General features: G+C 65.8%; 9 protein-coding genes. 1 reads left to right on the forward strand and 8 read right to left on the reverse strand.

The annotated features are described in order from the left end of the window. Positions 1-74: 74 nt before the first annotated feature. Positions 75-2474: a PBP1A family penicillin-binding protein gene (locus tag ABGM93_RS13910; protein ID WP_321500377.1), complete on the reverse strand. Its 2400-nt coding sequence runs from the start codon at positions 2472-2474 to the stop codon at positions 75-77. A 252-nt stretch (positions 2475-2726) separates the two neighbouring features. On the opposite strand from ABGM93_RS13910, the gene ABGM93_RS13915 reads away from it, so the two are divergent. Further along, positions 2727-3020, forward strand: coding sequence for a DUF1330 domain-containing protein (locus ABGM93_RS13915; RefSeq protein WP_319774791.1), 294 nt, complete (start codon positions 2727-2729; stop codon positions 3018-3020). 58 nt (positions 3021-3078) lie between these two features. Here the strand turns inward: ABGM93_RS13915 and ABGM93_RS13920 are convergent, their stop codons facing one another. The 7 genes from ABGM93_RS13920 to ABGM93_RS13950 form a co-directional block, all read right to left on the reverse strand. Then, a complete protein-coding gene (locus ABGM93_RS13920) occupies positions 3079-4011 on the reverse strand; it encodes a GNAT family N-acetyltransferase (RefSeq protein WP_319774790.1) in 933 nt (310 codons plus the stop codon). A 447-nt stretch (positions 4012-4458) separates the two neighbouring features. Next, positions 4459-6831, reverse strand: coding sequence for a response regulator (locus ABGM93_RS13925; protein WP_321500383.1), 2373 nt, complete (start codon positions 6829-6831; stop codon positions 4459-4461). A gap of 255 nt (positions 6832-7086) precedes the next feature. Next, positions 7087-8616 carry a YifB family Mg chelatase-like AAA ATPase gene (locus ABGM93_RS13930; RefSeq protein WP_321500387.1) on the reverse strand — a complete coding sequence of 510 codons (1530 nt, stop codon included), beginning with the start codon at positions 8614-8616 and terminating at the stop codon, positions 7087-7089. A gap of 629 nt (positions 8617-9245) precedes the next feature. Further along, positions 9246-10190 carry a glutathione synthase gene (gene gshB / locus ABGM93_RS13935; protein WP_319774787.1) on the reverse strand — a complete coding sequence of 315 codons (945 nt, stop codon included), beginning with the start codon at positions 10188-10190 and terminating at the stop codon, positions 9246-9248. A gap of 167 nt (positions 10191-10357) precedes the next feature. Then, positions 10358-10813, reverse strand: a complete 456-nt coding sequence (dut, locus tag ABGM93_RS13940) for a dUTP diphosphatase (RefSeq protein WP_319774786.1) — start codon at positions 10811-10813, stop codon at positions 10358-10360. Beyond that, the gene (coaBC, locus tag ABGM93_RS13945) at positions 10810-12081 is read right to left on the reverse strand and encodes a bifunctional phosphopantothenoylcysteine decarboxylase/phosphopantothenate--cysteine ligase CoaBC (RefSeq protein ID WP_321500391.1); all 1272 of its coding nucleotides are present in this window, start codon (positions 12079-12081) and stop codon (positions 10810-10812) included. Before coaBC ends, dut begins: the two co-directional genes overlap by 4 nt. Before the next feature lie 85 nt (positions 12082-12166). Next, the gene (locus tag ABGM93_RS13950) at positions 12167-13375 is read right to left on the reverse strand and encodes a penicillin-binding protein activator (RefSeq protein WP_319774784.1); all 1209 of its coding nucleotides are present in this window, start codon (positions 13373-13375) and stop codon (positions 12167-12169) included. Positions 13376-13378 lie beyond the last annotated feature (3 nt).

The raw sequence follows: 13378 nt of genomic DNA on the forward strand, positions 1-13378 counted from the left end.
TCTGGAACAGGTTCTGGCATGGGGTCAGGATCGGGCACAGGCTTACGATCGGGCACAGATGGGGGCGGGTGGTTTCAATCCCCGCCGAAGAGCCTGCGCAGGAACCCGCCACCGCCCGGCGGGGGCAAGATCCGGTTGCCGTTTTCGATCCTTCGCCCGCCTTCGACAGGGTGCGGCGGGGCCGGTCGCGGCGGCTCCGGAGCGGTCACAGGACCGCCGACGGGAATGCCGGGCAGTTCCACCATCGGCATATGCTCGTGCGCGACTTCCATATAGTCGTGCCAGATCTCGGCCGGCAGGGCGCCACCCGTGACCGAGCGCGTGGGCGAGCCGTCGTCGTTTCCAAGCCACACGGTGGTTGTGTAATTGGCGGTGAAGCCAATGAACCAGGCGTCCCGCATTTCCTGGCTGGTGCCGGTCTTGCCGCCAGCGGGGCGATCGCCCAAGCGGGCGCGCCTGCCTGTGCCGCTATACAGGGTCTCGGCCATCATGGAATCCATCTGGCGCAGCTTGTCGGGGGCGATCACCTGCCCCGGGCCATCGATCCTGCGATGGAAGAGCACCTTGCCGTCCTCTGTCCTCACCTCACGGATGACATGAGGCACAACCCCCCATCCGCCATTGGAGAAGGGGACATAGGCGGCCGTGATCTCAAGCGGCGTCACCTCGGATGTCCCAAGCGTAATGGAGGGATTGACCTTCAGGGGTGAGGAGATGCCGAGCCGGCGCGCGGTGGCGGCGACCCTCTTGGGGGTGACCTCCTGGCCGAGCCTGGCGGCGACGGTGTTGATCGAGGAGGCCAGCGCGCGGCGCAGCGTCACCGGGCCATGGTATTTCTTGGTGTAGTTTTTCGGGCTCCAGCCCTTGATGGATATCGGCTCGTCCACCCGCACGGTGTCCGGTGTCAGCCCCATTTCCAGCGCGGCCAGATAGATGAAGGGCTTGAAGGCGGACCCGGGCTGGCGCATGGCGGAAACAGCACGGTTGAACTGGCTCTTGCGGTAGTTGCGACCGCCTACCAGAGCCTTCACGGCGCCGGACGTGTCCAGCGAGACCAGCGCGCCCTGGGAAACGCCGAGCTTCTTGCCCTGCTCGTTCAGGGCCTTTGACAGGATCTTTTCGCCCTCGCGCTGCAGGCGGCTGTCGATTGTGGTGGCGACGATGACATCCTTGTCGATCCGCCCGATATAGCCCGGCAACAGTTCCATGACCCAGTCGGCGACGTAATTCGTGCCGGAAGCCCGATTGCCCGCAACCGCAAGAGCCGGGTTGGCGATCGCGTTCTTGGCGTCGCGCTCGGAAATGAAACCGGAATTGGCCATGGCTTCGAGGACAAGCTGGGCCCGCTGTTCGGCGAGATCGGGGTTGCGATTGGGCGCATAGCGGCTCGGCGCCTTCAAAAGGGCGGCCAGCGTGGCGGCCTCCGCCAAGGTCACCTGCCGGGCCGACTTGCCGAAATAGCGCCGCGCCGCGCCGTCCACCCCATAGGCGCCCGCGCCGAAATAGACGCGGTTGAGATACATTTCGAGGATCTCGTCCTTGGAGTGACGCGCCTCAAGCCAGAGCGCGAGCACAACTTCCTGCATCTTGCGGTTGATGGTGCGCTCATGCGTGAGAAACAGGTTCTTGGCGAGCTGCTGGGTCAGCGTGGAGCCGCCCTGGACGACACCACCGCGCAACACGTTGGTGACCAATGCGCGCGAGAGGCCGATGACATCGATCCCGAAATGACTGCGAAACCGCCGATCCTCGATGGCGATGACCGCTTGCGGCAGATATTTCGGCAGCTGTTCCAACCGCACCGCTTCCCCGCCGCTTTCCCCGCGATTGGCGAGAAGCTGGCCTTCGGCGGAGACGATCTTCACGTTGGGCGGACGCGCAGGCACGGTCCAGTCATAGCTTTGCGGCAGCTGGGCGGCGAAATAGGCAAGGATGGCGACAACCGTCACCGTCCCCCAGATGCCCGCGACCATTCCCCAGTAGAACAGGCGCTTGACGAGCCGCAGGATCCATCCCTTGCGCGCCCGGTTCCGGCCGCGCGCCTTTGCCGATTTCTTCGCGCGCCCCTTCCGTGCGGGAGCGGCTGCCCCCTTGGCGGGGCGTTTGCGCGCCTTGGGGCGGGGCCGAAGCTCGAAACCGAGGTCCTGCACCAGGGCGGCATCGGCGTGGGTGGGAGCCTTGCGCTTTCCCGACGACGTTGTCCGCGCGGCCGATCCAGAACCAGCCCGCGAGCCTGAGCCTGAGCCTGAACCTGAACTGGCACTCGATTTTCCGGACGTCTTGCTTCCCGTCCCCGCCAGTTTGTGGTTGGCGCGCTGAACGGGCTTTTGGCCAGGGGCCTTGGCCTTTGGCCGTTTGGGACGAGCAGGGCCTGCCGGTCGGTCACGCGGATCGAGCCACAGGTCGGGCGTTTCAAGTCCCCCGCCCATGGTCGGTTCGATCCGATCGCCGCCTTTGCCGCGCCTGGTGGCCATCGACCGCCCCGGCCTCCTGTCGATGAAGAACTGATGATGGCGACGGCGTGAAACGCGTGTCGCACAGGTGGCATCAGCCTAGGACAGCGCGTTTTAAGGGCCAGTTAAGATTGACGGCCTCTTACGGTGTGGCCGCCAGGTCATTTCTGACGATGAAAAAATGGACTGCGCAGATTGGATTTCAGCCTTGAACCGCGCACCCGACTGGCCAAGACTGCGGGCTCGTTTTTTGAGCACAATGGAGACCGATTGATGGCGAAGGGATACTGGATTGCGCGGGTCGATGTGGACGATCCGGAAGCCTACAAGGACTATGTGGCGACGGCGAAGCCGGCCTTTGAACGCCACGGCGCGCGCTTTCTGGTTCGCGGCGGCACCTACAACGCGCTCGAAGGCACCGCGCGCGGGCGCAATGTGGTGATCGAGTTTTCCAGCTATGACGAAGCCATGGCCTGTTACAACTCGCCGGAATACCAGGCGGCCAAGGCCATTCGGCAGAAATTCTCCACCGGCGAACTGCTGATCATCGAAGGCTATGACGGCTGAAGAAGCCTGAGGGACGCGGGCGGCTGAGGCCGCCCGTTCATCCGCCCTGGCGGCGAAATCAGGCTGCGAAGCGCTCCGCGCCGCTGCCGTAATAATTCACGTAACGCGCATTGAGAGATGCGACGGGCGCGACGATCAGCACGTCGGTCGTGCCGAACTGGTGATCAACCACCGCGCCGTCGCCGATCTGGGCCCCCAGCCGCAGATAGCCCTTGATGAGCGGCGGCATTTCGCGCAGCGCCGCGCGCAGGTCGATCGCCTCGGCCGGCATGCGGTTCATGTCGACGAACCGCTCATCGAGCGCACGCACCCGCCATTCATCCGGCGTCCGGGCGAAATGGTGCAGATAGGACAGCGGCAGAGCCAGACGGTTCGGATCCGTGCCCTCGAAAGATGCGCAGCCGATCATCGCATCGATGCCGTGCATCAGCACATAGGCCCAGATGCCGTGCCACAAGAGCTCCACCGTGCGCTTGTTGCGGTAGGGCTTGAGCACACAGGAGCGGCCAAGCTCCAGGAAATTCAGGTCGGGCTTGGCATCCAGAAGAGACTGGATGTCATATTCACCAGCGGTGTAGAAGCCGCCCGCGCGTTCCGCCACGCCCTGGCGCAGCAGACGGTAGGTCGCCACGATGCTCGGCTTGCGCCGACCGAAGGGCTTGGTGCGGGCGGGCACGTCGTGATCAAGCACCAGCAGGTGATCGCAGATATCGTCGAAGGCATCGGCGTCACGGCCCGAGGCCAGCGTCTGGCCATCGGCAATCGCCGACATCTCCTCGTAAAAGACCTGGTAGCGCAGTTCCTGCGCCTTGCGGATCTCGGAGGCCTTGCGGGCAAGGCGGACTTCCAGCGATCCGATGCGGCCCAGCGTGATCGGTACACCGGGCGCGTGACGCGTCTCGGCATCCTGCAGATCCGATGCACTCCCCTGGCCGGGCTTCCAGTTCGCAAAACGGGATGTGTCACGGTGGAGCGGGATGAATTTACGCACCAGTCGCGTGGGCGATAACTTGCCTTGCTGTCTCATGGATTCCTGGCCTCTGCCCACCTTGCCTGCGGCTGGCCCGCAAACGGCTCGGCGTTTCTCCCAATCAGGGCCGACCTTCTGGTCGGCTCATTTTCCCGTCGCGCCGAAGCCGGAGTGTTCGCCCTTGCGGGCACCGGCCTTGCCTGAACGGTCATAAACCACAGGTTTCCAACAATTCTATGACATGGAAAGATCAGGCCCGCGCAGGAGAGAGCCTGCGATATAACCACTGCCATCCTTGTTGATTAGCCGGCAATATAGACCGAGCGGACCGCTTCGTCACGCATGCGTTCACCCGCAAGCACCACGTATCACGCGTGAAGTCACGCGCCACAACTTTGAAGATCCATCGATTTCAGGGACTTTTGGCATCCGCGCGGCCGCGTCGACGGGCTGCCGGATCTGGCGGCGTCAGCGAAGTCCTGCGCGTGACAACAGGCCGGAAAGCGCATCGGGATCGAGCGGCTTTGTCAGGAAATCATCCGCCCCGGCGATCTCCGCCCTGGCGCGCGATTCAGGCGTGATATCCGCTGTGAGCGCAAAGATCGGCACGGTTTCCAGGCCGTGCGCGCGTTCTGATTCGCGGATGCGCCGGATTGCCTCCACCCCGTCTATGCCCGGCATGTGCAAATCCATGAAGATGGCGGACAAGGCCGGGTCCTCGCCATTGCGGCTGCGCTTCACAAGATCGAGCGCCGTCCTGCCATCCTTGGCGACGATCACCTCCGCACCCTGCTTTTTCAAGAGGGCGCGGGTCAGCATGAGATTGATGTCATTGTCCTCTGCGACCAGAACCCGCAGCTTTCCCGCGCGCCGGGCCTTGTGCTCCTGTCCGTCGGCTTCAGGGGCGGCCGCGGCTTGCCAGCTCTCGTCGCCCTGGCCGACCGGTTCACCCGCCAGAAGCGCCTCTGTCACCTTGACGAGCGAGACGCTGCGCACCGGTTTGACCAGATAGGCATCGAAGCCGGCGCGCCTCAGCTCGGGCAGCTGATTGCGCTCCGACGGCGTGACCAGCACAACCGCCGGGGCCAGGCGCCCCTGGCTTCGCAAGGCCGACAGCCAGGCAGGGGCTGCCGACAAGGAGGCATTGTCGGCCAGCAGCAATTCGCAGGATTCCAGCGCCGCGGCCTCCAGCGCGCGTTCATCCAGCATGCTCACGGCAAACCCGAGATCGCGCAGGCGGCGCTGCATCAGGGTTGCGGCCATGCCATCGGCATAAAGAAGCCCCACGCGCCGCCCGGCAAAGGGGGCCAGCGAGGGGGAGACTTGGCGGTCGCCCGCCGAGGCGGCATCGAAATCGAAGGAGAAGGTTGCCCCGCGACCCGGCTCGCTCTCGATGAAGATGCGGCCATTCATGGCGCCGACAATGCGCTGCGAGATGGCGAGGCCGAGACCGGTGCCGCCATAGCGGCGGGCCGGACCGGGGTCGGCCTGCTCGAATTCCTTGAAAAGCCGCGCGGCCTCCTCGCTCGTCAGGCCGATGCCGGTGTCGTGGACGCGGGCGGTCAGGCGAAGCGGGCCATTGGCCGCTCCGCCTGCGGCGGCAGATTTCAGGATCTCGATCAGAACGCCGCCGCGTTCGGTGAACTTGATGCCGTTTCCGGCCAGATTGATGAGCACCTGGCGCAGGCGGGCGGCATCGAGCAGGACCTCTTCCGGCACATCCGGAGCAACATAACAGGCGATATCGAGCCCCTTGGCCTGCGCGCGCGGCGCGAGAAGCTCCACCACGCGCTCGGCAAGCAGCTCCAGACGGGTGGGCGTGGGCTGAAGTTCGAGCCTGCCCGCCTCGATGCGCGAAAAATCGAGCACTTCGTCGATCAGTGACAGCAGCGCGTCGCCGGATGTGGCGATGGCCTCCACATAGCTTGCCTGTTCAGCCGTCAGGCTCGTTTCGCGCAAAAGCGTTCCCATGCCCAGAATGCCGTTGAGGGGCGTACGAATTTCATGGCTGACGGTTGCCAGAAAGCGGGATTTCGCCTGATTGGCGGTCTGCGCCTGATCGCGGGCGACGACAAGCGCCTCTTCCGCGAGATGTCGATCGGTGATGTCGCGCAGGATCGTCTGGACCACCGGCGTCCCGCCTTCGCCGCGCACCGGCACATCGAGACGTGCGAACCACCGTGGTCCGGCGGGCGTCTCAAGCGCCAGATCGCCAGAGCCGGAGAGGGTTTCATCGGCCATCATTGCGGCCTGCGCCCGCGGCAACCGGAAGGGTCTCCCCGCGGCCGAGGCGGCCTGTGCCCCGAAACTGCGGGTGAAGGCGTCATTGGCGTAAATGATCCGGCCTTCGCCGTCGCGCCGGAAAATCACATCGCCAAGCGCATTGATGACGGAGCGGTGGCGATCGTCGGATTCACGCAGTTCCCAGACGAGATCGTCCATCTGCTCCAGCTGCCGACGCAAGGTCTCGATCTGGTCCTGCTGGGCGGCCACATCGGCTGCGTGATAGCCGCCGATATCGGCACCGCGGATAATCGCGACGGCGCCTGCGCCCGCCAGAAAAACCAGCGCAAGCGCGGCAAGCGGGGCCGGGCCCGACTTGTCGATGAGGAAGATCCCGACGGCGATGGCCGCCAGAACGAGCGCGGAGGCTGCCCCCAGAAGCCAGGGCCGGACGCGGCTTTCAGGCTCCTCGAAGCTCTCCGCATTCCAGTCGTCTTCCCATGCGGCTGTCTGATCCGGCCCATCGGGTTCGCTCAGCGCAACGGGCAATTCATCGGGGCCGGTCGCAGACACGGAGGAGCGGTCCGGCGCGCCGCCGTCTCCGCTCTCCGGCGTCATACGCCGATTGTCCGCCCCTTGCCGCATGGCCTCGCTGGCCCCCTTTTCGCGCGCGCCATCGCGCGTCAGACCGGTCGGGTCGCCACAAGGGCGCCCCTGCGCGCGCTCCGCAAACCGGGCACACGCATCCGCAGTCTGCCGTAAAGGCGTTGCGAAACCCTTGCCATTCCCGGCAATGGGAAAACGGGACGCACGGGATGGGGCCGGGCAAGGTCAGCGCGGACTGGTGAGGATGACGGCTTGGAGGGCGGGCCTTCAGGCGGCGCTTGCGCGTTTTTGGCCCAATTGGCGATAGGCGAGCGCCTCGGCAATATGGATGCGCCCGACATTTTCATGCCCGCCGAGATCGGCAAGCGTGCGTGCCAGCTTCAGGACACGGTGATAACCGCGCGCCGACAGGTTCAGCGCATCGGCCGCCTCGCCCAGCAAGGCGAGGCCGGCCTCGTCTGGCTGCGCCACGGTCTCGATGAGGCGCGCGCCCGCCTGCGCGTTGCATCTGGCGCTGACATTGAGGGCGGCATAGCGCTGCTCCTGCCGCCTGCGCGCGGCGGCGACCCGTTCGGCGATGGCAGAGGAGGGCTCCCCGTTTCCGGGGCGGATCAGATCGCGGGCGGTGACGGCGGGCACCTCGATGGAGAGATCCACGCGGTCGAGAAAGGGGCCGGAGATGCGCGCCTGATAGTCGGCGGCGCAACGCTGGCCGCGCGCGCATGTGTGGCCGGGCTCCCTCGCATGGCCGCAGCGACACGGGTTCATGGCGGCGACAAGCTGGATGCGGGAAGGATAGGTGACCCGGTGATTGGCGCGCGCGATCACCGTCTCCCCGTTTTCAAGCGGCTGGCGCAAGCTGTCGAGCACCTGCGGGTTGAATTCCGGCAATTCGTCCAGAAACAGAACCCCGTTATGGGCAAGCGACACCTCGCCGGGGCGGGCCTTGGCGCCGCCGCCCACCAATGCTGCCATCGATGCGGAGTGATGGGGGGCCCGGAAAGGGCGCCTGTCCGACAGGCGCCCTTCGGCCAGTTCGCCCGCCAGCGAGGCGATCATCGACACTTCCAGCAGCTCTTTCGGCGTCAGCGGTGGAAGGATGGAGGGCAGGCGCGCGGCAAGCATCGACTTGCCCGCACCCGGCGGCCCGACCATCAGCAGATTGTGCCCCCCGGCCGCCGCGACTTCGAGCGCCCGGCGTGCGCTTTCCTGGCCGCGCACCTCCGCCATGTCGGGAAGGTCGTCGGCGGGCGGCTTGAGACCGGCGCGCGGGCGGGAAAGCACTTGCGTGCCCTTGAAGTGATTTGCGAGCTGAATGAGGCTTTGCGGGGCCAGAATGTCCATATCGGAACTCGCCCAGGCGGCCTCCGGCCCGCATGCGGCCGGGCAGATCAGGCCGCGCCCCATGCCATTGGCCCCCATGGCGGCGGGCAAGACCCCCGCGACCGGCGCAATCGTGCCATCCAGCGCCAACTCGCCCAAGACGACATACTCGGCAAGCCTGTCCGCCGGAACGGCCCCCATCGCCGCCATCAAACCAAGCGCGATGGGCAGATCATAGTGGGAGCCTTCCTTGGGCAGATCGGCGGGGGCGAGATTGACGGTGATGCGTTTCGCCGGCAGCGACATGCCGGAGGCGATCAGGGCGCTGCGGACCCGTTCCCGGCTTTCCGCAACCGCCTTGTCGGCAAGACCGACAATGTTGAAGACCACCGAGCCCGGCCCGACCTGAACCTGCACATCGACGGCAACCGCCTCAATGCCCTGAAAGGCCACGGTTGTGACGCGGCTGACCATGGCTTGCCCCCCAAGACGTGTGCCCTTATCGCGAAATGCGGGCCGCCCGCCCCTTCAACGCGCGGCCCGAAATGCGCGGCCCTTAAATACGCCCCCACATTGCGCCCCTGACATGAGCACACGACGGACATGAGCGCCTGGCAGATGAAATCCGATCGACTGAAACAGAGGTGACCCTACGTCATTTTGACAGTCATATCAAGAACGGAATGGGAACAAATCGAAACGCCCCGCGCGCCTTGCCGCATGCGGAGGCTGAAAGCAAAGAAGGCCGGCGGAGGCCGACCTTCTTCACGGAGAACGGTGTTGTTTTTACAACCGTTGTATGGGCGGGCCTTCAAGCTCAGGCCAATCCCTTGCAAACCACCCTTATACGCACGCAATCACGATTGCGGTTGCGGTTCCACCGGTGATCAGGGGAACGAGCAGAAAGGGGAACGTCAGGCGAAACATGTTTTTTTCCTTTTCATCGCCGGGTTCAGGGGGGGCACATATAGGCTGCACACGCGGCGATTTCCCGCCGAAAATGCGCTTTCCACGCAAATGTGACCATGTGCGTGGTCGCGCGGGAACCGGAACAGCCGCTTCACGCGAAAAGAGGTTTTGAATGGGCTGCCATTTGCGCCTGATCAGGCCTTGCGACGGGCCTCGATCACGTCCCAGACGCGGGCGGCGATATCGGGTCCGCCAAGGCGGGCGACGGCGCGGATGCCGGTGGGCGCGGTGACGTTGATCTCCGTCAGCCAGCCGTCAATCACGTCGATGCCCACCAGAAGCAGGCCGCGTTCGCGCAGGGCAGGCCCGAGGCGGGCGCAGATCTCGCGCTCGCGATCCGTCAGATCGGATTCCTTCGGCGCACCGCCGCGCACCATGTTGGAGCGCAGATCGCCCTCCGCCGGCACACGATTGACCGCGCCCGCGAACTCGCCATCCACCAGCAGGATGCGCTTGTCGCCATGCTTGATGTTGGGCAGGAACTTCTGGATCACCCAGGGCTCGCGGAAGGTGACGGCGAAGAAGTCGTAGAGCGAGCCGTAATTGAGATCATCCGCCGTGATGCGGAAGACCGCCGCCCCGCCATGGCCGAAAAGCGGCTTCATGACGATCTCGCCATGCTCGGCGCGGAAGGCGTCGATCTCGGCGCGATCGCGGGTGATCAGCGTGGGCGGCATGAGATCGGTGAATTCGGTGACGAAGAGCTTTTCCGGCGCATTGCGCACATGGGTCGGATCGTTCACCACCAGCGTCTTGGGGTGGATCTTGTCCAGCATGTGGGTGGCCGCGATATAGGCGAGATCGAAGGGCGGGTCCTGACGCATCAGGATGACGTCCATTTCGCTCATGTCGGTGCGCACACCTTCACCGAGCGTGAAATGATTACCGGCCTCGTCACGCACCTCCACCGGCTCCAGCCGGGCGGTGACGGTGTTGCCCGTCATGGCGAGGCGATCGGGGGTGTAGTGATAGAGCTGGTGGCCACGCTTCTGCGCCTCCAGCATCAGGGCAAAGGCGCTGTCGCCTGCAATGTTGATCGAGGCAATGTGGTCCATCTGGACGGCGACGCGAAGCGACATGAGCTAGGCTCCGATGAAATCTCGGGTCGCCCGGATGCGGTGACGCTTGCGGGCGGCTCAAACAGGGATACAGAAACGGGACGGCCAACGGGGCCGAACGGGCGGGTGTTGGCAGACATATGAGGCGGGCGAGGCCATTTGTCCACGCCCGCCGAACTTTCGCGACTTCAATGCGTGCCGGTGGAGCCGAAACCACGGCCCCCGCGCACGGTTTCACCAAGATCGTCGACGGGGATGATTTCGGCGCGGGCGACCGGCGCCACGACCATCTGCGCGATGCGCGCGCCGCGGCTGATCTCAAAGGGCTCGGCCCCCAGGTTGATCAGGATGACCTTGATCTCGCCCCGATAGTCCGCGTCGATCGTGCCGGGGGTGTTGAGAACCGTGACCCCGTTCTTGGCCGCGAGGCCGGAGCGGGGCCGGATCTGCGCCTCGAAGCCCGGCGGAAGCGCGATGGCGATGCCGGTGGGAACAAGGGCGCGCGCGCCCGGCTCAAGCCGCATCGGCTCAAGCTCTTCCACCGCGGCCATCAGATCCACACCGGCGGCCTCGTCGCTCTGATAGGCGGGCAGGGGCAGGCCGACACCATGCGCCAGAAGACGCATCTTCACCGGAACGCTCATTCATCCTCCGTCTTGGCCGTGCCACGGAAGTGGGCGGCGATGCGCGCCACCAGCCGTTCGGCCACCTGTTGCTTGTCGAGACGCGGCCAGGGCTCGACACCCTCGCGCGTCAGTATTCGGATCTCGTTCGCATCGCCACCCATGATGCCTTCGCCGCTTTCCGGTACGCTGACATCGTTGGCGATGATCCAGTCGGCGCCCTTGCGGGCCAGCTTGGCGCTGGCATTGGCAATCAGGTCCGCCGTTTCCGCCGCAAAGCCGATGACCAGAGCCGGGCGGCCTTCCTTGCGGTTTCCGATCCCGGCGAGAATGTCCGGGTTTTCGGCAAATTGCAGCGCGGGCGGGCGGCCGGAGCCGTCCTTCTTGATCTTCTGGTCCGACGCCCCCTCGACGCGCCAGTCGGCAACGGCGGCGGCCAGAATGGCGATATCGGCGGGGAGCGCGTCTTCGACCGCGGCCTGCATTTCGCGCGCTGTCTCCACCCGGACAACCCTGACCCCGGCGGGATCTGCCTGGGTGACAGGCCCAGAGACCAGCACCACCTCCGCGCCCGCAGCCGCCGCAGCTGCCGCAATGGCGTGGCCCTGCTTGCCGGACGAGCGATTGGCGATATAGCGCACGGGATCGATGGGCTCGTGGGTCGGGCCGGATGTGATGACCACCCGGCGGCCCGAGAGCGGCCCCTTCTCGGCGATGGCGAGCATTTTCGCGGGCAGATGCGCCTTGGAGAAATGCGCCTCGATGGCGGCGACAATATCCAGCGGCTCCGACATGCGGCCCCGTCCGGCCTCGCCGCTTTCCGCCATCTCCCCCACCTCGGGGCCAATGAAGGAAATCCCGTCCCGCGCCAGCTGGGCGACGTTGCGCCGGGTTGCCGGGTTGGACCACATGGCCGGGTTCATCGCCGGGGCGAGGAGGATCGGGCCGGTACAGGCCAACAGCGTCGCAGAGGCCAGATCGTCGGCGAGCCCATGCGCCATCTTCGCCATCAGATCGGCGGTGGCGGGGGCCACGACAACGAGATCGGCATTCCGCGACAGGCGGATATGGCCGATATCATGCTCGGCCTCGCGGTCGAAAAGCTCGGTGAAAACCTGCTCGCCGGTGATCGCGCCAAAGGTCAGCGGGGTGACGAATTTCTGCGCGGCGGGCGTCATCACCGCGCGCACCTTCGCGCCGCGCTCGCGCAGACGGCGCACAAGATCGAGCGACTTGTAGGCGGCGATGCCGCCGGAAACGATCAGAAGGATCTGCTTGTCTTGCAACATGGGTCAGCCCTTGCGGCGCAGCCAGCGCCGGGAAAGGCCCCTCCCGCCGCGCTGGCGGGAGGGGCGCCTCAATCAGTTGCCCAAATCAGTTGATGGCCTGAAAGGTCTTGGGGGCGGGTGACAGAACCCGCGAGCCGGACCCGGTCGCCTCATAGACGGTGAGCCCGCGCTCGTTGGTGCCATTGCGGTTGAAGCGGAAGACGCCGTCAATGCCGAGGAAGCCGTCGCGGTTGGTCAGGACGCCGGTGGAGAAGCGGCGCTGCCCGGCGCTGCGCACCAGACCGGCGGCCAGCACCGTCGCGTCATAGGCGAGCGTGGCGTTGCGCGGCGGCTGGGAGCCAAAGGCAGCGGCATAGCGCGGCGCGAAAGCCTCGAAGCCCTTCTTGTCGGGGGCAGGATACCAGCCTCCCGCCAGCATGTTGTCCGACAGGACCTTGGGATCGTCCCACTGGCCGGAGCCGAGGAACTTGACCCGTTTTGGGCTGATACCCTGCGCCGTCAGAACACCGATGGCATAGGCGGGAACACCGCCGCCATCGGGAATGAAGATGGCATCGGCCCGGCTGGCGGAGGCCGCCAGCGCCGTGGCGCGGGCCTTCAGGTCCGCCGTGTCGACGCCGCGCGCGGGATCCACCTTGTAGCGCTCGATGCCGACAATGCGCCCGCCCGTGCGGCCGACGGCCTGACGGAAGGCGGCTTCGGCTACCGCGCCGTAGCTGTTGTCGGGAATGAGGGCCGCATAGGAGGACCGGCCCTTGGAGCTTGCATAGGAGATGATGCGGGTCACGTCTTCGCGCGGCAGGAAGGAGAGCAGGTAAACGCCCGGCGACGCGGTGGAGGCGTCGGACGAGAAGGCGATGATTGGCACACCCGCGGTCCGTGCCGCGGCACTCGCACCCGAGACGGCGGGCGCGAAGACGGGACCGAGGATCAGTTCGGCCCCTTCGGAAATGGCGGCCTGGGCCGCGGCGCGCGCGCCTTCGGAAGTACCTCCGGTATCCTTGACCAGCACCTGAACGTCAGCGCCGGGGAAATCCTTCAGCGCGAGTTCCGACGCATTGCGGAAGACGGTTGCAATCTGGCCGGCATTGGAGCCTGCGGAGCGCGGCAGCAGCAGCGCCACGCGCACCGCGCCGGTGCCCACGACCTCGCCGGTCGGCACGCCATTGTTCATGCCCGGTCCGGACTGGGGGTAGAAACCGGGGGTCGAGCCCGTGCAGGCGGATAGCGCCATCGCCATTGCCGCCGCCACAAAGAACCTGGGCCTTCTGATCTGCCCGAATACGCTGCGCACGTT

Origin of the sequence: Breoghania sp., from assembly GCF_963674635.1 — a bacterium.
GTDB lineage: Bacteria > Pseudomonadota > Alphaproteobacteria > Rhizobiales > Stappiaceae > Breoghania.

Bases quoted from the DNA above. Each gene is read 5' to 3' on its own strand.
- dut (WP_319774786.1), bottom strand. From the start codon at position 10,813: ATGAGCGTTCCGGTGAAGATGCGTCTTCTGGCGCATGGTGTCGGCCTG.
- gshB (WP_319774787.1), bottom strand. From the start codon at position 10,190: ATGTCGCTTCGCGTCGCCGTCCAGATGGACCACATTGCCTCGATCAAC.
- ABGM93_RS13915 (WP_319774791.1), top strand. From the start codon at position 2,727: ATGGCGAAGGGATACTGGATTGCGCGGGTCGATGTGGACGATCCGGAA.
- ABGM93_RS13930 (WP_321500387.1), bottom strand. From the start codon at position 8,616: ATGGTCAGCCGCGTCACAACCGTGGCCTTTCAGGGCATTGAGGCGGTT.
- coaBC (WP_321500391.1), bottom strand. From the start codon at position 12,081: ATGTTGCAAGACAAGCAGATCCTTCTGATCGTTTCCGGCGGCATCGCC.
- ABGM93_RS13910 (WP_321500377.1), bottom strand. From the start codon at position 2,474: ATGGCCACCAGGCGCGGCAAAGGCGGCGATCGGATCGAACCGACCATG.
- ABGM93_RS13925 (WP_321500383.1), bottom strand. From the start codon at position 6,831: ATGACGCCGGAGAGCGGAGACGGCGGCGCGCCGGACCGCTCCTCCGTG.